At 61.4% G+C, this 18510-nt stretch carries 18 protein-coding genes and 1 tRNA gene; 11 read left to right on the plus strand and 8 right to left on the minus strand.

Going from position 1 to position 18510, the window contains the following annotated elements:
- Window positions 1-445: 445 nt before the first annotated feature.
- Window positions 446-820, plus strand: a complete 375-nt coding sequence (locus tag ACGHP5_RS06210) for a hypothetical protein (protein WP_337755981.1) — start codon at window positions 446-448, stop codon at window positions 818-820.
- Between the two features lie 60 nt (window positions 821-880).
- On the opposite strand, the gene ACGHP5_RS06215 is transcribed toward ACGHP5_RS06210, so the two are convergent.
- The 7 genes from ACGHP5_RS06215 to ACGHP5_RS06245 all read right to left on the minus strand — a co-directional run bounded on the left by ACGHP5_RS06215 (window position 881) and on the right by ACGHP5_RS06245 (window position 5147).
- Window positions 881-968 (minus strand) — tRNA-Ser (locus ACGHP5_RS06215).
- 87 nt (window positions 969-1055) lie between these two features.
- Window positions 1056-1670 (minus strand): flavodoxin family protein, encoded by a 615-nt coding sequence (locus tag ACGHP5_RS06220; RefSeq protein ID WP_290534104.1) that lies wholly within the window; start codon window positions 1668-1670, stop codon window positions 1056-1058.
- Between the two features lie 148 nt (window positions 1671-1818).
- Window positions 1819-2061, minus strand: coding sequence for a hypothetical protein (locus ACGHP5_RS06225; RefSeq protein ID WP_290534105.1), 243 nt, complete (start codon window positions 2059-2061; stop codon window positions 1819-1821).
- 101 nt (window positions 2062-2162) lie between these two features.
- Window positions 2163-2642, minus strand: a complete 480-nt coding sequence (locus ACGHP5_RS06230) for a hypothetical protein (RefSeq protein WP_337656791.1) — start codon at window positions 2640-2642, stop codon at window positions 2163-2165.
- The gene (locus ACGHP5_RS06235) at window positions 2642-3157 is read right to left on the minus strand and encodes a hypothetical protein (RefSeq protein ID WP_337656789.1); all 516 of its coding nucleotides are present in this window, start codon (window positions 3155-3157) and stop codon (window positions 2642-2644) included. Before ACGHP5_RS06235 ends, ACGHP5_RS06230 begins: the two co-directional genes overlap by 1 nt.
- On the minus strand, window positions 3154-3870 hold the full coding sequence (ubiE, locus tag ACGHP5_RS06240) for a bifunctional demethylmenaquinone methyltransferase/2-methoxy-6-polyprenyl-1,4-benzoquinol methylase UbiE (protein WP_290534108.1): 717 nt from the start codon (window positions 3868-3870) through the stop codon (window positions 3154-3156). Before ubiE ends, ACGHP5_RS06235 begins: the two co-directional genes overlap by 4 nt.
- A gap of 32 nt (window positions 3871-3902) precedes the next feature.
- Entirely contained in the window at window positions 3903-5147 is a 1245-nt protein-coding gene (locus ACGHP5_RS06245) for an ABC transporter permease (protein WP_337772855.1), read from the minus strand.
- Between the two features lie 252 nt (window positions 5148-5399).
- Here ACGHP5_RS06245 and ACGHP5_RS06250 point away from each other — a divergent pair, with 252 nt between their 5' ends.
- From ACGHP5_RS06250 to ACGHP5_RS06270, 5 genes are read left to right on the plus strand one after another with little or no spacing between them, the layout of a single operon-like run.
- On the plus strand, window positions 5400-6149 hold the full coding sequence (locus ACGHP5_RS06250; protein ID WP_337656785.1) for an SDR family NAD(P)-dependent oxidoreductase: 750 nt from the start codon (window positions 5400-5402) through the stop codon (window positions 6147-6149).
- Window positions 6150-6170: 21 nt separating this feature from the next.
- A complete protein-coding gene (locus tag ACGHP5_RS06255) occupies window positions 6171-6920 on the plus strand; it encodes a zinc metallopeptidase (protein ID WP_290534122.1) in 750 nt (249 codons plus the stop codon).
- A gap of 7 nt (window positions 6921-6927) precedes the next feature.
- Window positions 6928-8526, plus strand: a complete 1599-nt coding sequence (locus ACGHP5_RS06260) for a hypothetical protein (RefSeq protein ID WP_390568189.1) — start codon at window positions 6928-6930, stop codon at window positions 8524-8526.
- Complete coding sequence (locus tag ACGHP5_RS06265; RefSeq protein WP_390568190.1) at window positions 8523-10028, plus strand: MBOAT family O-acyltransferase; 1506 nt, start codon at window positions 8523-8525, stop codon at window positions 10026-10028. Before ACGHP5_RS06260 ends, ACGHP5_RS06265 begins: the two co-directional genes overlap by 4 nt.
- 7 nt (window positions 10029-10035) lie before the next feature.
- Window positions 10036-10701 carry a phosphatase PAP2 family protein gene (locus ACGHP5_RS06270; RefSeq protein ID WP_337772863.1) on the plus strand — a complete coding sequence of 222 codons (666 nt, stop codon included), beginning with the start codon at window positions 10036-10038 and terminating at the stop codon, window positions 10699-10701.
- Window positions 10702-10725: 24 nt separating this feature from the next.
- On the opposite strand, the gene ACGHP5_RS06275 is transcribed toward ACGHP5_RS06270, so the two are convergent.
- Window positions 10726-12792 (minus strand): DNA/RNA non-specific endonuclease, encoded by a 2067-nt coding sequence (locus ACGHP5_RS06275; RefSeq protein WP_390568191.1) that lies wholly within the window; start codon window positions 12790-12792, stop codon window positions 10726-10728.
- 181 nt (window positions 12793-12973) lie between these two features.
- Here ACGHP5_RS06275 and lysS point away from each other — a divergent pair, with 181 nt between their 5' ends.
- From lysS to ACGHP5_RS06300, 5 genes are all read left to right on the plus strand, one after another.
- Window positions 12974-14695, plus strand: a complete 1722-nt coding sequence (gene lysS / locus ACGHP5_RS06280) for a lysine--tRNA ligase (protein ID WP_290534115.1) — start codon at window positions 12974-12976, stop codon at window positions 14693-14695.
- 9 nt (window positions 14696-14704) lie between these two features.
- Window positions 14705-15673: a metallophosphoesterase family protein gene (locus ACGHP5_RS06285; RefSeq protein WP_390568192.1), complete on the plus strand. Its 969-nt coding sequence runs from the start codon at window positions 14705-14707 to the stop codon at window positions 15671-15673.
- A 34-nt stretch (window positions 15674-15707) separates the two neighbouring features.
- Complete coding sequence (gene tpiA / locus ACGHP5_RS06290; RefSeq protein ID WP_390568193.1) at window positions 15708-16466, plus strand: triose-phosphate isomerase; 759 nt, start codon at window positions 15708-15710, stop codon at window positions 16464-16466.
- 94 nt (window positions 16467-16560) lie between these two features.
- Window positions 16561-17751 carry a PHP domain-containing protein gene (locus tag ACGHP5_RS06295; RefSeq protein WP_295901725.1) on the plus strand — a complete coding sequence of 397 codons (1191 nt, stop codon included), beginning with the start codon at window positions 16561-16563 and terminating at the stop codon, window positions 17749-17751.
- Between the two features lie 136 nt (window positions 17752-17887).
- Window positions 17888-18352: a MaoC family dehydratase gene (locus ACGHP5_RS06300; protein WP_290534119.1), complete on the plus strand. Its 465-nt coding sequence runs from the start codon at window positions 17888-17890 to the stop codon at window positions 18350-18352.
- Window positions 18353-18510 lie beyond the last annotated feature (158 nt).

Consider the following 18510-nt stretch of genomic DNA (forward strand, 5'->3'; position numbering starts at 1 on the left):
TATAATCATAAGGAAATTATTCATGGGCGAAGAAGGGGGTTCACTACAAAAATTCGCCATTTTTGCCTAATTTAAACAAGTGAACGGCGCCGGTTCGGAACGCGGCGGAACGTCCGGAAGACCAGGCCGCTCCGCAAATGTCAAATACATTGATAATTAATTGTTTAAAACCAATGTAATAATAATTGATTTACAATTATGCAATTTATAATATAAAAACAAACCCAAGGATTAGGGTTGTAGTTGCCCGTGCAAATTCTAATCTGCATTTTTGTTCGAATTCACCCATTTCGAAAGAACAAAAACGGCCAACATGACTACAACTCCTTCCGAAACTCCGAATGCCTCTGTAAACATACTTTTATCATCCCATCCGTCATCGCTGTTTCAGTAAGTCTGTGGTAGGTTTTGTTGGCATCATATTAACCTCCAAAATCCACTCATCATGTATGTTTCCGAACATCTGAAATGGCGCATCCTGATTGCGCGAGCTCTCAAGTCGTTCCACTTCGAGAGCGAAAATGCCAACCGTAACCTCAAGCGGGTCTTCGAGGTCTTCGGCAAGTATCTGTTAGGCACGACCTACGACACGTTCCTGACCTACCTCAACAAGGAGAAGTACGACATCTCGGAACTCAAGCTGCCGCCGTACATCCTGATCGCGCTGAAACTGCTCGACGCCATCCGGCTCACGTGCGACCGCCTGCACGCCCGCAGGCCGAACGTCTCGTGGACGCTGACCGCAATCGTCGAGGAACTGCTCGCCGTCGTGCGCGAGAAGGAGAAGGGACACCCCGACCGGAAAAACCGCGTCGACTGACCCTAAACCGCAAAAGAAACCGGGTTGCAAGGTCACTTGCAACCCGGTTTTCGCATTCTGCGGAAAGAAGGGGATTCGAACCCCTGAAACCCTTTAGGGGTTTACTCGCTTTCCAGGCGGGCCAGTTCAACCACTCCTGCATCTTTCCGAAACGTGCCCCAAAAGTACACAATATTTCCCGATTCTGCAAATAGCGGCACTCTTTTTCCATTCATCCGCCCTGCGGACAGGCCCTTCAGCGGATAAAACTCGTCACGACACGCTCTTCCGGTTCGGGACGGTCTTCCGACGCCAGCAGCCCGGCCCGGAGCATCCGTGCCATGTTGCGGGCCAGCACACGCATCGTCTGCAACCCTTCGGCGTCCTGCGCCGCCTCGCCCGGCAGCCTCCCGTGGACGCTGTTCCAGTATTGCGACGACACGACAGGCATGTTCGAAATCGTGAAATACTTGTTCAGCCGGTCGAACGTCGCGCTCGCCCCGCCCCGGCGGCATACGGCCACCGCCGCGGCAGGCTTGTAGGCCAGCATCGGCCCGCAGGAGTAGAACAGCCGGTCGAGCAGGGCGCACAGCGACCCGTTCGGCCCGGCGTAGTAGACCGGCGAGCCGACCACCAGGGCGTCGGCCCCGGCGAGTTTCTCGCGCACCTCGTCGTAAAGCGCGTCGTTGAAGACGCAGCGCCCCAGTTCGGCGCACTTTCCGCAGGCGATGCACCCCTGCACGGCCCTGGTTCCGATCGAGACGATCTCCGCCCCGATGCCCTCGGCTTCGAGCGTGCGGGCCACTTCGGAGAGCGCGATAAAGGTGTTCCCCTCACGGCGGGGACTTCCGTTGATAAGCAGTACTTTCATAATTGCGGGTATTTCATGCAAAAATAACCATTTTTTCCATTTCCCGTACACGTTCCGCGCCGAACCCGAAACCGCACGGCAATTCCGTGGGGCAGCAAAAAAAGGGGGATTCCGAAGAATCTCCCTCACTCTCAAACCTAACCGGCGATTACTTGTTGGCCTCGGCCTTCTCGCAGCACGATTTTTCGCAGCAAGCCTTGGTCGAATCGGCCTTCTCGGCACAGCATGCAGCCGTCGAATCGCACTTCTCGGTGCAGTTTGCGCAAGCCGAAGCCTCGGTAGCGGCAGCCGCAGCGGCAGTGCCCTCGGCAGCCTTCTTGTTCGAATTCCCACAGCAGCCTACCATTGCGGCGGCAGCCAGAACGATGACAAAAGAGACAATCTTTTTCATGGCGTTAAACATTTAATTATTAGTTGTTCTGTAACGCCGCAAAGTTAGATATTCGCCCGGGAAAAGCAAAGAAAAAAGAATTATTTTTCAAAACCGGACTTTTATTGGTCCAAAAGGTTGGAAATCGGGGATTTCTCCCTCTTCAGCTGCTTGAGGAAAGCCTTCGGGAAGGTCGCCGACACACGCCCCTTGAGCATGATGGCCTCCTCCTTGGTCAGGCAGTTGCCCGCCGAAACGATGAAGTAGGGAATCTCGTAATCCACATAAACCTTCACGTCGGGATAGGTCTCTTCGAACAGCGCCTTGGCGGCGAAGGCCCCGTCGCGTGCCGCAGGCCCGTTGTCCGAAAAGACGCAGACCCGGTGGAAACCCTCGAAATAGAGCCGCTGTCCGGCGCGCGCGGCGTCGGCCGCGGCGCGTGCGGCGTCGCCATGCTCGGTGACGGTCACCTGCGCCCGGTTGAAAAGCGTCGCCCCGGGCGTGGGTTCCGCCAGCCGCTGCTTGAAGGCGTCGAGCGACTGCGCGTGCGCGGCAACGACCGCACACAGGAGAATCGGCATGAGGAAAAGCAATCTGCGCATCATTTCAACTGTTTTTTAACGTCCTCGATCGTAAGGCCAAAGGTATTCAAAAAATCCGACAAAGGCATCCGCTCGCGCGAAATTTTCACGGGAGCCGGGCCTCCGCGCCCTTCCACGGCATACGACACCTCGACCTGCGACAGGTCGCCCGACCGTACTTTCCGGGCCAGCACGTAAAGCGCCAGGGGGTCGGAAATTTTCAGCCGCCACAGGGTCCGGAAACTGTCCGTCGTACGGCGGGGCACTTCGACCGCCTCGCGCAGGACGATCGTCCCCACGCGGCTGCCGGCATAATAAACGCCCGCCTCCGCCGCATCGAGCACCAGCTTGTAGCCCGTGTCGTTCATCACCCGCACGACCACCTCGGCGCCTGTCAGTCCCTGGCGCTCGACCTTTTCGATGCCCTCGAAACGGATATTGCGCCGGGCCTTCTCCACGGCGCGGCGGCACGAGGAGACCGACACCGCGACCGCCAGCAGCAGTACGTATACCGAATAACGTTGTATTATCTTCATTTCTCTCCTATATATATTTGTGCAATGCCGAAACTCTGGCTCCGCGCCCGGCAGTTGCGGAACCCCGCCCGGGCCATCATCCCCATGAACTCCTCCGGGGCAGGAAACTCCCCGACCGAGGCCGGGAGGTACTCGTAGGCCCGCTTGTCGCGCGACACCAGTCCGCCGATGCGGGGCAGGATCTTGTAGGAATAAAACTCGTACAGCGCCCGGAACGCCCGGTTGCGGGGACGCGAGAACTCCAGGATAACGACCTTACCCCCGGGTTTTATTGTGCGGGCCAGTTCGCGCAGCCCGGCCCCGAGGTCGCCGAAGTTGCGCACCCCGAACGCCACCGTCGCGACATCGACCGACGCGTCGGCCACAGCGAGGCGCTCGGCGTCGCCCCGGTCGAGGACGATGCGTCCGTCCAGTCCCCGGGCCTCGATCTTGCGGCGCGCCACGGCGAGCATCCGCTCCGAAAGGTCGACCGCGAGCACCTGCACGTCGCGGATGCGGCGGGCCATGGCGATCGCCAGATCGCCCGTTCCGGTCGCCACGTCCAGGATGCGGCCGGGTTTCGCGCGGCGCACCTCGCTGACCACGCGGCGGCGCCACACGCGGTCGATATTCCCCGAGAGCGTATGGTTCAACAGGTCGTACTTCGGCGCGATGTTGTCGAACATCTCGCGCACCTCCTCCTTTTTGGTCTGATCCGTATTGTATGGTTTCATTCGTTATTTCTAAAATCCACTCTGAATCGCTCCTATTCGTATCGTATCGTCTCCTCGGGCTTCACGGTGGAAACCACGGCCGTCGGGATCACCAGCAGGGCGACGATCGCGGCGACGAACCCCGCATTGAGCGCCAGCCACCAGCCCCAGCCCAGCGACACGGGCACTTCCGAGAGCAGGTAACCTTCCGAGCTGAGCTTCACCAGATGCGTCCATTTCTGCACGAGGCACAACCCCAGCCCGACGGCATTGCCCCACGCCAGTCCCCGCAGGGTCACCAGCGCCGCCCTCCAGAGGAAGATGCGCCGCAGGCAGCCGTTGCGCATCCCGAGGGCCTTCAGCAGGCCGATCATCCGCGTCCGCTCCAGCACCAGGATCAGCAGCGCCGAGGTCATGTTGAAGAAAGCCACCGCGAGCATGATCGCGATCACCACCGCAGCGTTCACGTCGTGGGCCTTCAGCCAGTCGAAAATATTGGCGTGCCGCTCCCTGACGCTCGTCACGGCGAGGTTTTCGGAATCTTCGGCATCATCGTACAACAAGGTCCGGCCCAGCGTCCGGGCGAATGCGTCGGCATCGTCCAGCGAGCGCGTCAGGATCTCGTAGCCCGAAATCTCGTCCGGCCCCCACTCCGAGAGCCGCTGCACGTTGCGGATGTCGGTCACGACCGCCACGCCGTCCATCTCCTCCATCCCCGACTCGTAGACGCCCGCCACCTTGAAACGGTCGCGGCGCGGCATCTCGCCCGGCTCGACGAACAGCATCTCGACCTTGTCGCCCACGCCCAGCAGCAATTTGTCGGCCAGCGTGCGCGACAGCAGGATGTCCTTCGTGCGGACCTCGCCGCCCACACGGGGCAGCTCCCCCGCGACGAGCCATTCGCGGAAATACGACCAGTCGTAATCCGCATCGACGCCCTTGAGCATCACTTCGCCCACGGCATCGTCCGTACGGACGATGCCGCCCTTGACGGCATAGGGAGCCATCGCCACGAATCCGTCGGTCCGGCGGATCAGCTCCTCGACATGCGCGCTGCGGCGCACGGGCTGCGCATCGAGGGCGTTCACGCCCCTTACGTCGGTCACCGCGACGTGGGCCGCAAACCCCGTCATCTTGCGCGCCACTTCGCGCTTGAAGCCCATGATGACGGCCATCGCGAGAATCATCACCGCCATTCCCAGCGCCACCGACACCACGGCGATACGCTCCATCACTCCGGGCTTGTTCCCGGGTGCGGGCTGCGCCATGCGGCGTGCGATGAAAAAGGCGAGATTCACGGTGCGCTGTCTTGTCGAAAATTTGTACAAAGTAACATATAAATTTCGTATTTCCGGTGTCGTAACGACACTTTTTATCCGCCGGACGGTTTTACGAGACTTCCGCGGTTCCGTTTTGCAGCCCATCTGACTTTTCCATATCTTCGGGATCGCAACGCCACTTTTCCCGGCCGGAAATTTTATAAACCCGCCCGCAATTCTGTTTTGCAGCCATCCTACTTTTTTGTACCTTTGCGGAAAACAAAGGTTTCTATGCAAAAACAGGCATTGATTACGGGAGCCACTTCGGGCATCGGACGCGCCGCGGCGCTCCGGCTGGCAAAGGAGGGATACGCCGTCACCGCCACGGGCCGCCGGGCCGACCGGCTCGCGGCGCTCCGCGCGGAGATCGAAGCGGCGGGCGGCCGCTGCACGACGCTCGCCTTCGACGTACGCTCCGAGGAGGAGGTGCGCCGCTGGCTCGAACCGATCGAACGGGTCGACCTGCTGGTCAACAACGCGGGCCTCGCCGCCGGGCTGGAACACATCGACCGGGGCGACACGCGCGACTGGGACGCCATGATCGACACCAACGTCAAGGGGCTTCTCTACGTCACGCGCGTCATTGCGCCCAAGATGGTCGCCGCGGGCCGCGGGCACATCTTCAACATCGGCTCGATCGCCGGGACCGAGGCCTACGAGAACGGCGCGGTCTACTGCGCCTCGAAACACGCCGTGCACGCCATTTCGCAGTCGATGCGCGCCGACCTGCTTTCGGCCGGGATCAAGGTGACGGAGATCCGCCCGGGAATGGTCGAGACCGAATTTTCCGAAGTGCGTTTCCACGGCGACAAGGAGCGCGCCGACGCGGTCTACGCCGGCGTCGAACCGCTCACTGGCGCCGATATTGCAGAGGCAATCGCATGGGCGGCACAATTACCCGCCCATATGAACGTTAATGATATGGTACTGATGCCCTCGCAGCAGGCGGGAGCCTATTACACGTACCGGAAAACAAAATAGAAAAACGCTATGACACTCCCCATGATTGCCCTGCTCCAGGCAGGTTACTATGCAGAGCCGCACGCCGCGCGCTACGACGCCGCGACGATGGGCATGTTCGTCCTGATCATCGCCATCGGCGTCATCGGATTCATCGTGCAGGCGCGCCTGCAATCGGTGTTCAAGAAGTATTCGAAGGTGCAGTTCCCCGGCGGGCTGACCGGCGCCGAGGTCGCCGAGAAGATGCTGCGCGACAACAACATCCACAACGTGAAGGTGACGCACGTCGGCGGACACCTCACCGACCATTTCAACCCGCAGACGATGACCGTCAATCTGAGCGACTCGGTCTACTCGTCGTCGAGCGTCGCCGCCGCGGCCGTGGCAGCCCACGAGTGCGGCCACGCCGTGCAGCACGCCCGCGGCTACGCACCGCTGACGCTGCGCTCGCAGCTGGTTCCCGTCGTGCAGTTCGCCTCGTCGGCCGCCACGTGGATCATCATTCTGGGCCTGGTGATCCTGGCCACCACGCAGAACGAACTGCTGTGCTGGATCGGCGTGGGCATGATCGCCATGTCGGCCGTCTTCTCGCTCGTCACGCTGCCCGTCGAGTACAACGCCTCGGCCCGCGCTGTGGAGTGGCTCCAGACCAGCCGCACGATGCAGGGAGCGCAGCTCGCACAGGCCAAAGAGGCCCTCTCGTGGGCTGCCCGGACCTACCTCGTAGCGGCGTTGAGCGCCATCGCGTCGGTGCTTTACTACGTCTTCCTGATCCTCGGACGGCGCGACTGACCCACCGATGAACACCCCTGAAAAAGATTACACCCACCACAGCTGGCTGGCGGCCGCAGCGCTCATCGCAGTGCTCGTGGCCGTAAGTTTCATTCCTCCGCAAAGCGTCGGGAACGTGAAACTCCGCCGCGCCAACATCCTCTCGGACCTCCTTCCGTTCGACGATGCCGAAGCGGCCGAACCCGCCGCCGAGCCGGCGCTCTTCGACGAAGAGGAGTTCCACATCGACATGGCCGCCGTCGCCGAGCGCATCGAGGCCGACACCACCCCGCGCGAGGTGCAGACCACCTACGAGTGGCTCCTCGCGCAGGACACGGCCCGCCGCGAACGCACCGTACCCGACTCGGCGCGCTTCGTCGCGACGCTGACCCCGATCGAGGATTTCAGCGACAGCGGACGCATCCGGGCCTTCTGCGACACGCTGCTCAACGCCCCGCGCCCGGTGCGCATCGCCTTCCTGGGCGACTCGTTCGTCGAGGGCGACATCCTCACGGCCGACCTGCGCGAACGGCTCCAGACGGCCTACTCGGGCGGCGGCGCGGGATTCGCCCCGATGGCCTCGCCGCTGACGGCGTTCCGGCGCACGGTCAAAACCCAGTCGAAGGGCTGGACGGCCTATAACATCATGCAGCGCAAGGCCGCACCCGCGCCCCTGCGCGAAAATTTCTACGTCTCGGGCTGGGTCTGCCAGCCTGCGGCCGGGGCTTCGACCCGCTGGGAGAGCACCGACTACCGCAAACGCCTCGACTCGTGCACCACGGCGCGCATCTTCTTCCTCTCGAAGCGCGACAGCCGCGTCGAGGTGACGCTCAACGACACCGAACGCCGCGGGTTCGACATCACGGGCGACGCCGCCGTGCGGCAGATCGCAGTCTCGGCCCCGCACATTCATTCGCTCGCCTTCAAGGTGCTCTCCGGCACGGAGGACTTCGTCGGCTACGGAGCGGTTTTCGAAGGCCGTGGCGTCGTGGTCGACAACTACTCCGTGCGCAGCAACAACGGACAGGCGATGTTCTGGACCAACCCGTCGGTCAACGCCCAGATCAACGCCATGCTGGGCTACGACCTGGTGGTGCTCCAGTACGGGCTGAACATCATGCAGCCGGGCGTGAAGAACTACACCAACTACGCCGGGCAGATCGAGAAGATGATCGCCTACGTCCGCCAGTGCTTCCCGGGTGCGGCGGTGCTCGTGCTGGGCGTCAGCGACCGTTCGGTGAAGACCGACACCGGATTCGAGCCGATGGACGCCATCCCCCACATGCTCGACTACCAGCGCAGTGCGGCGCGGAACACGGGCGCGGCCTTCTGGCCCACGTGCGACGCCATGCGCGCCCTGGGCGGGATGGAACAGTTCGTCAAGAACGGCTGGGCGGGCAAGGACTACACCCACATCAACTACGCCGGAGGCCGGCGCGTGGCCTGGGCGCTGTTCGACGCCATCAACGCCGGAGCCTCGGAAGTCTACACCCGACAGCGGATCGACGAACTGCGCCGCCGTGCGGAGCAGGCCGTCCTCGACTCGGTGCGCAGGGCCGCCGTCGACCGCCGCATCCTCCCGGCCCCGGCCCCGGCCCCCGAACCCCTTAACCCGCACGTGCAATGACCCTTCCCGCAACGGACGGCATCACGGACAGGCTCCAGGCGCTGTTTGCCTACGACGCCTCTTCGCCGCTGATTTTCAGCAGCGGGCTGTTCCTGTTCCTCTTTGCGGGATTCCTGCTCGTTTACAGCGCCTTCCGCCGCGCGCCGATGGCCCGCATCGTCTACGTCATCGCCTTCTCGCTCTATTTCTACTACAAGTCGAGCGGCGTCTATTTCCTGCTGCTCGTCTTCGCCGCGGCGAGCGACTTCCTGATCGCCCGGGGCATCTACCGGACCCGGAAACGCAGTCTGAAACGCTGGCTGGTGGTATTGAGCGTCGCGGTGAACCTCGGCATGCTCGGCTATTTCAAGTACACGAACTTCCTGATCGACATCTCCAACCAGCTCTTCGGGCAAGGGTTCCTGCAGTTTCAGAACATCTTCCTCCCGGTCGGCATCTCGTTCTTCGTCTTCCAGTCGATGAGCTATACCATAGACATTTACCGCGGTCAGTTGAAGCCTTTGTCCAACTGGCTCGACTATCTCTTTTACCTGTCGTTCTTTCCGCAGCTGGTGGCCGGGCCGATCGTCCGCGCGCGGGACTTCATCCCGCAGATCCGGCAGAACCCTATCGTGGTCACGAAGGAGATGTTCGGCACGGGCGTCTTCCTGATCCTCACGGGCCTGTTCAAAAAGGCGATCATCTCCGACTACATCTCGCTCAACTTCGTCGACCGCATCTTCGACGAACCGCTGCTCTACTCGGGATTCGAGTGCCTGATGGGCATCTACGGCTATGCGCTGCAAATCTACTGCGACTTCTCGGGCTATTCGGACATGGCCATCGGCATCGCCCTCTTGCTGGGATTCCGCTTCCCGAAGAACTTCGACGCGCCCTACAAGTCGGCGACGATCACCGAGTTCTGGCGGCGGTGGCACATCTCGCTCTCGACGTGGCTGCGCGACTACCTTTATATTTCGCTGGGCGGCAACCGCAAGGGCCGCATCCGGACCTACGGCAACCTGCTCCTCACGATGCTGCTGGGCGGACTGTGGCACGGCGCGGCGGTGCGCTTCATCCTCTGGGGCGGACTGCACGGCGCGGCCCTGGCGCTGCACAAGCTCTGGATGGCCCTCGTCCCGGGGGCCAAGGCCACCGGAGCGCAGATGCACTGGTGGAGCCGCGCGGCGGGCATCGTCCTGACGTTCAACATCGTCTGCCTGGGGTGGCTGATGTTCCGCGCCGAATCGATGCAGACCGTCTCGCTGATGCTGCACCAGATTTTCGAAAACTTCAACGCCGCGATGATCCCGCAGGTCGTGACGGGCTACGCCGCCGTCTTCGCGCTGATCGCCGCGGGTTACGTCCTGCACCTGCTGCCGTCGGCCGTCGACGCCGTCGCGCAGCGGATCGTGGTCCATGCGCCGCTGTTTCTGCAGGTCCTGATGGCCGCGGCGATGATCTGGTGCGTCATGCAGATCAAATCCAGCGACATACAGCCTTTCATCTACTTCCAATTTTAGATAACCGATGTACGACTTTGACCATCAACTATTTCTGGCGCTGAATTTCGACGGAGGCCCCGTTCTGGACCGTCTCATGCTGATCGTCTCGGGCACGACGATGTGGCTGCCGCTCTACGCGCTGATCCTCTGGCTCGTGTGGCGCCGCGACGGATGGCGCAACGTCATCGTCTTCACGGTGCTGATGGTCGCCGCGCTGGTCCTCTCGGACATGGTTTCGGGCATCTTCAAGCACAACGGCGTGCTGGGCGGGCTGCTGCCCGACTTCGAACCGCGCTGGCGGCCGATGTTCACCCCCGCGCTCGAAGGGCTGGAGATCGCTCCCGACTCGCTGCGCAAACTGCGCTGGCTGACGCCCGACTCGCTCGCCGCAGCGGGTATCGCCCGCGACTGGGCGGTGCACGTCCCCGTCGAGGCCGTGAGCGGCCGCTTCGGAACTGTCTCGGCCCATGCGGCGGTCATCGTCACGCTGGCCGTGCTGTCGGCCTCGGTCATCCGCCGGCGGTGGTTCACGGGACTGATGGTTTTCTCCTCCGTCCTGATCTGCTATTCGCGCATCTACCTGGGAAAACACTACCCGATGGACCTCGTGTGGGGCACTGCCGCCGGCATCGCGCTGGGACTGGCGGCCTTTTGGGCCTACCGGAAACTCTCCTTCAAGAAAAAGAGCTGAACGGTCGTTCAGCTCTTTTTTCCGTCAGTACCACGCCGACAGCGTGCCGGCCCTGCTCTTCGCGGCGTCGGGAATCCCCGGAAAGAACTTCATCCGCATCTTCGACTCGATCTCCGATATGGGCACGATGAACCGGCCCAACTGCGACTTCTCCGTGGCGGTGCTGGTCGTCAGCGTCTCGACCCAGAAGGCGATGGTCTCCAGTTCGTCGGCCGTGCACTCCTGAATGGGTTTTCCGACCTGCACCGTCTTCTTGCGCACGGCCATCTTGAACTGGTGCGTCGGCATGACGCAATCCTTCGAAAGCGAACTCAACGCACCGTTGTTCGAGGCGTCTTTCTGTACCCAGCCGTCGTTTTCGTAATAGCATCCGGCCACGATGTAAAGCGTGTCGGCGGGAATCGTGCCGCCCGAAACCGCCTCCTCGATATTCGCCCAGATCTTCCCGAAAGGACTCGGCTCGGCGGCCTGCGGCGCAATGTTGGTCGGCCGGAAGGTCTGCATGTTGATTTCCAGCCCCTTACCGGGTCGCTCGCGCGACATGCAGAGGTGCCCGCGCGACCAGTAGCCGCTGCCGTAACGGCCGGTCACCAGATCGGCGACCCAATACTGGTAAACGTCGCCTGCCGACGAAGGGTAGATCTTCGCCTGCTGCGACTCCGGAAGCGCCGGATCTGCCGCCCACGGTTCGTCGGAGCGCCCCGAGCCTTCGAGGTAGCAGCGGTGGTGCGGATAGGCCACCCAAACCGGGTTGTGGCGGCGCGTATCGTAGCAATAGGTGTAGTTGCGCACGCGCTTGCCGCCCGAAACGGTCGTGGTCCAGGTCGTGTGCACGAACTGGTCGGAGGAGGGCGTTTCGAAGTTGGAGGGAAGTTCGGCCCAGCGAAGGCCCGCACCCGTCCCGAGGTCGACCTGCTGGCCGCCGCCGCCCGTCGTGAGCACGATGTCGTCGAAATTCAGTCCGTAGGTGCGCTCCGTACCCGTCGGCGCAAGGCGAATCCACAGTTTCGGAACAGGCTGCGCGAGCGTGAAGCCCACTGTCGTCCCGGTCCACGTATTATAGACCGAAGCCCCCGTATAGGCAAGCGGCCGCCACACCGCGCCGTCGGCGCTTACCGTCAGCGAAACGTCGTCCGACGGGAAGATCGTGCCGAAAGCGAGGGTGAAATCCGTCTGTCCCGCGGGAAGCGTAATGTCCTGAATGACGAAATAGTCCGTCGACGCGTCGTAGAACATCTTGGCGTAGGCCTTGCCCGAAGCCCCGGCGTATTTGCCCGCCGAGCCGTAATTGTCGTTGTTGATACGGACGTTGTTCACGGCATAGGTCACCGTCGAGGCTCCCGTACCGGTCTGGGTTTTCCACTCCTGATTCGCACCCGCCCAGACGCCGCCCGCTCCGTCGCCGAAATCGAGACTGAAAACCGTCTCGGCGGAGGTCTCCGGATTGCGCACGATCACGCAGGTTCCGGTCCTGGCGCCGGAGCCTTCTCCGGCCGTAACGGTCAGCGTGGAGCGCTGCCCCGCGGGCGCGTCGGTAATGGTGATCGTGGCGTTGCCCGTACCCGAGGCGGGCGAGAACTTCAGCGCGGAATTGGGACACGCCGCCTTCCACGAAGCGTTCGTCGTCACGGTGACGACGTTCGAGGCGGGAGAGGCCGGATCGTAGAGCAGGTCGGCGGGAGCGACCGTGAGCGTCACCCCGACGGCATCGGCGGCGCGGGTCACGGTGATGGTCTTACCGGAGGTCCTGCCCGAGGCGGCGCGCACACCCACCTGAACGGAAGTGCCCTTGGGCATATCCCGCACGTAGAACGTACCGTTACCGGAACCCGAAGCGGGGTCCACGCGGACGGCAGCCGATTCGGGCGTCCAGAAAACCTGCCACCCGGTGTCGGCGATCACACGGACCGCATTGTTCGCCGGGGTCGTTTCGTCGAAGGTGAACGATGCGGATTCGATGGCGGCATACCCCTCGTCCGAAGAGTCGTCGCCGCCGCACGAGGCGGGCAGCAGCAGGCAGAGGGCGAACGCCCCTGAAATCGGGAAGGGAAAACCCAGCATGAGGCGAAAGAGAGCGGAGAGTTGTTTCATAGTCTGCATTTTAGTTAGACACACAAACAAATATAACGATAAAACCCAAATTAACAATAACCGCGCACGTTTTTCCCGGGCCGCTGCGCCGCGGTTGCAGCCGATTGCGGAAAGAGTTGCTATTTTGCCCTTTTTTCACTAATTTTGCACGGATAACAAGCATACATCAAAAACACACGATATGGCAATCGAACTCAGCGAACAGGAACAGCTTCGCAGGCAGTCGCTCACGGCGTTGCGCGAACTGGGCATCGAACCCTACCCCGCCGCCCGTTACGAAGTGACGGCCACGGCGCGCGAAATCGCCGACAACTACGACGATGCGAAGAAGAATTTCCAGGACGTCCGCATCGCCGGCCGCATCATGTCGCGCCGCATCATGGGCAGCGCCTCGTTCTTCGAGCTGCAGGACCACACGGGCCGCATCCAGGTCTACATCCGCCGCGACGACATCTGCCCCGAAGGCGATCCGACGCTCTACAACACGGTTTTCAAGAAACTGCTGGACATCGGCGACTTCATCGGCGTGGAGGGATTCGCCTTCCACACCAACACCGGCGAACTGTCGGTGCACTGCCGCCGGTTCACCGTGCTGTCGAAGTCGATCCGCCCGCTGCCCGTCGTCAAGGAGAAGGACGGCAAGACGTTCGACGCCTTCACCGACCCGGAGGTGCGCTACCGCCAGCGGTATTTGGACCTGATCGTCAACCCGCAGGTGAAGGACACCTTCGTCCGCCGCGCCAAGATCATGGCCACGATGCGCGAGTTCTTCAACGAACGGGGATACATCGAGGTCGAAACCCCGATTCTGCAACCCATCCCCGGCGGCGCATCGGCGCGCCCGTTCATCACCCACCACAATTCGCTCGACATCGACCTCTACCTGCGCATCGCCACGGAACTGTACCTTAAGAAACTGATCGTCGGCGGATTCGACGGCGTCTACGAGTTCGGCAAGAACTTCCGCAACGAGGGCATGGACCGCACGCACAACCCCGAGTTCACGTGCATGGAGATTTACGTGGCCTACAAGGACTACCTCTGGATGATGGAGTTCACCGAACAGATGCTCGAACGGGTGGCCATGGCCGTGAACGGCACGACGGAACTGACGATCGACGGCAAGCCGATCTCGTTCAAGGCGCCGTTCCGCCGCCTGACGATGACCGACGCCATCCGCGAAAAGACCGGCTACGACATCACGGGCCGTTCGGAGGAGGAGCTGCGCGAGGCCTGCAAGCGGCTCGATGTCGAGGTCGACGAGACCTACGGCAAAGGCAAGCTGATCGACGCCATCTTCGGGCAGTACTGCGAGGAGGAGCTTACGCAGCCCACCTTCATCACGGACTACCCGCGCGAGATGTCGCCGCTGTGCAAGCGCCACCGCTCGAATCCCGACCTGACGGAGCGTTTCGAGTTGTTCGTCAACGGCAAGGAGCTGTGCAACGCCTATTCGGAGCTGAACGACCCGATCGACCAGCTGGAGCGTTTCCAGGAGCAGCTGCGTCTCTCGGAAAAGGGCGACGACGAGGCCATGTTCATCGACATGGACTTCGTGCGCGCGCTGGAATACGGCATGCCGACCTGCTCGGGAATGGGCATCGGCATCGACCGGCTGACGATGTTCATGACCGACCAGTCGTCGATCCAGGACGTGCTGTTCTTCCCGCAGATGCGCCCCGAAAAGAAGGTCGTGAGCGATCCCGCAGAGGCATACACCGCCATCGGCGTCCCCGAAGAGTGGGTTCCGGTCATCCAGAAGATGGGCTACCTCACCGTCGAGTCGCTCCGGAAACTCGCCCCCGGCAAGTTCTTCAACGACCTGTGCGGGTTCAACAAGAAAAACAAGCTCGGACTGAAGGCCCCCTCGATCGACGAGGTCAAGAAGTGGTGTGAGGAATAACGCCTGCCGATGGAGAAACGACTCGCTTTTCTGACAGCTGCGCTGGCGCTGGTCTGCATGGTTCAAGCTCAACCCTTCCGCTTCGGCGGCAACGGGGAGTTTACGGTCATGCAACTGACCGACCTGCACTACAACGGCGCAGGCTGGCAGTCGGACCACATACCGGGTATGCTCGTGCGGCTGATCGACTCCGAGAAACCCGATCTGGTCGTGGTCACGGGCGACCTGATCTATGCCGCCCCCGGCGAACCGCTGCTGCGGGAAATCTGCGGAACGATTGCTTCGACGGATACGCCCTATGCCGTTGCATGGGGCAACCACGACGCCGAACAAGGACTCACGCACGCAGAACTCAACGCCATAGCCCGTACGCTTCCGAAATGCGTCAACGGATACTACGCTTCCGACCCCTTGCACCCGTGCGATTTCGTGATTCCCGTCCTTTCGAAAGACGGATCGCGCGAGGAAGCACGGCTCTACGTCATGGACTCCAACGACTACAATGCCGACGACCACAGTTACAAAGGCTTCACTCCGGAGCAGGTCGCCTGGTACAGGGCTACGGCCGACGAAGCGGCGAAACGCAACGGATACCGTTCCAATGGACTGATGTTCTTCCACATACCGCTGAACGAGTATGCCGAAGCCTTTGACACGGCACCCGTCGCAGGCAGCGGATTCCGCCTCGAACGCGAATGCCCGCCGCGCGACAACACGGGCATGTTCCGCGCCGCGGCAAACAGCGGCGAGATCATCGGCATCTTCGCAGGCCACGACCATTCGAACAACTACATCGCCGAAAAAGAGGGCATCGCCCTCTGCTACGGCCATTACAGCGGCGGCTACGCCGAATATCAGGAGCTGGTCAGCGGCGCCCGCATCATCCGGCTGACCGAAGGCAGGCGGGGCTTCACGACATGGATACGTTTCGCCAACGGCCGTACGAAGCACCGCGCGGTATTCCCGCAGGAGAGATAACGAAATACTTCAATTCACATAAAAAACAAGTAAAATGAGAAAGAAAATTGTTGCCGGCAACTGGAAGATGAACACGCTTCCCGCCGAAGGTGTAGAACTGGCCAAAGGCATCGTGGCAGGCCGCGGAGAGGTTTGCTCGTGCGTGAACTTCATCGTCTGCCCGCCGTTCACCCATCTGGCGATGGTCGCCGAAGCCCTGAAGGGTTCGGACGTCGCACTCGGCGCGCAGGACTGCGCAACGGAGGCCAAAGGCGCCTACACGGGCGAAATCGCAGCCTCGATGATCGCAGCACTGGGTTGCAAATACGTGATCCTCGGCCACTCGGAACGCCGCCAGTACTACGGCGAGACCTCCGCAACGCTCAACAAGAAGATGTCCCAGGCCTATGCAAACGGGCTGGTTCCCATCTACTGCGTCGGCGAGAACCTCGACGAGCGTGAGGCCGGCAAGCACTTCGACGTGGTGAAGGCACAGATCGAAGAGGTGGTTTACAACCTCACCGAGGAGCAGTACAAGAATCTCGTGATCGCTTACGAGCCGGTTTGGGCCATCGGTACGGGCAAGACCGCTTCGGCCGAGCAGGCACAGGAGATACACGCCTACATCCGCGAGGTGCTCGCCGCCAAATTCGGCGCTGCGGCCCAGGAGACGGCGATCCTCTACGGCGGTTCGTGCAAGCCCTCGAACGCAGCCGAAATCTTCGCCAAGGAGGACGTGGACGGCGGCCTGATCGGCGGCGCGGCCCTCAAGGCCGAGGACTTCCTGGCCATCGGCAAGGGGTTCTCGAAGTAGTATCGCGACAGCGTACAATTACGGACAGCGGCCCCTTGCAGGGGGCCGCTGTCTCTTTATCCGACCCGGATTTACCAACCATAACTACGACACCATGAAAAAACTGCTGTTTTTCGCCGCCGCACTCTCGGCGGCATGCGCCGCAAGCGCGCAAGGCTACTACACCGACGCCTACAATCCCGACATCTCGCGCCACACCGGACGCATCGCCGCACAGCGCGCGGAATTCATACTGCCCGAGGTGAACGGCTACACCGTCTACAAAGCCGACCTGCACACCCACTCGGTCTATTCCGACGGCGACTGCACGCCCGAATTCCGCGTCCGCGAAGCGTGGTACGACGGTCTGGACGTGCTGGCGATCACCGAACACGTGGAATACCGCCGCCATGAAGGCAAGATGCTGAACTTCCTCAAGGGCTACGTCCCCGAAGGCACGGAGGCCATAAACAACAACATCATCCGCAAAGCGGCCGACGAGCGGGGCATTCAGTCCGACCTGAACCTCCCGGTGAAGCTGGCCCGGGAGACGGCCGTGAAATTCGGCCTGACGATCATTCCCGGCGCCGAGATCACCCGCGAACCGATCGCCTACGGCCACTACAACGCCCTTTTCACCACGGATAACAACACCCTCTATGCCGCCGACGCCCTGCAATCGCTCCGCAACGCCAAGGCGCAGGGGGCGCTGGTGATGCACAACCATCCGGGCTGGCGGCGCAAAAGCCTCGAACACCCCGAATTCGAAGTCAAAGCCTACGGCGAGGGGCTGATCGACGGCATCGAAATCATGAACGGCGCGGAGTTCTACCCCAAAGCCATCGCACGCGCCCATGCAAGGAAACTGTTCGTGTCGGCGAACACCGACATCCACGATGCGACGGCCGAGACCTACCGGCTTCAGGGCCATCGCCGCAACATGACGCTGATCTTCGCCCGTGACAACTCGCTCGCAGCGCTGCGCGAGGCGCTCGAAGCGCGCCGCACGCTGGCCTATTCGTTCGGCACGATAGCGGGCGACGAACAACTGCTGAAAGACCTCTTCACGGCATCGGTCCGGACAAAGGTGCTCCACACCGACCCGAAAAACGGCCGCCGCACGGTGAGCCTCACCAACGCCAGTTCGGTGGACTACGTGCTCCGCTTCCCGGGGCAAAACCCCTTGGTGCTCAAACCGTTCTCAACGCTGACAACCACCGTCGCGGCAAACAGTCCGCTCGCCGTGACCGTCGAAAACATGTGGTATTCCGAAAAGGAGCACCCCCGGATCGAGATCGCGCTGTAATTCCGCATCCCGCTAAAAAATCCCCGCCCGTCGCAAGGCGGGGATTTTCCATACCCTCCTCAAACATGTTCAAAAACGGGCCGGGCATGGCCGGAACAAACTTTTTTCGTATATTTACAGCACATAACAAAATGACATGAGCCGGTTAATCATCAACAATTTCAACGAATTCGCCCAGCACATAGGTCAGGAGCTGGGCGTCTCCGACTACCTGACGATCACACAGGAGCAGATCGATCTTTTCGCCGACGCCACGCTCGACCACCAGTGGATCCATGTGGACACGGAGCGCGCCCGGACGGAAAGTCCCTATAAATCGACCATTGCCCACGGCTACCTGAACCTTTCGGTGCTCCCCTACCTCTGGGGACAAATCCTGGAGGTCAACAACGTGAAGATGCTGGTCAACTACGGCATCGAGAAACTGCGCTTCAACCAGCCCGTGCTGGCGGGCGACGCAGTCCGGCTGCGCGCCTCGCTGGTGTCGCTCGCAAACCTCCGCGGCATCGCCAAGGCGGAAATCAAGGTGTCGCTCGAAATCAAAGACAGCCCCAAAACGGCTCTCGATGCGACGGTCGTGTTTCTCTATCATTTCAAATAGCACCCAACGAATCTTAAATTAAACAGGGGCTGTTTACACAGTCCCTGTTTTTGTTGCGGCTAAAAGCCGGGGGTTAAGATGAGCGTCAACAGCCCGAAAACAAACGCCGGATTTTGGATTTTAAGCGATATAGTTTCGTGCAGCGTAATAAAAACCCC

It is taken from the genome of Alistipes sp. i18-0019-D1 (genome assembly GCF_042852885.1).
GTDB lineage: Bacteria > Bacteroidota > Bacteroidia > Bacteroidales > Rikenellaceae > Alistipes.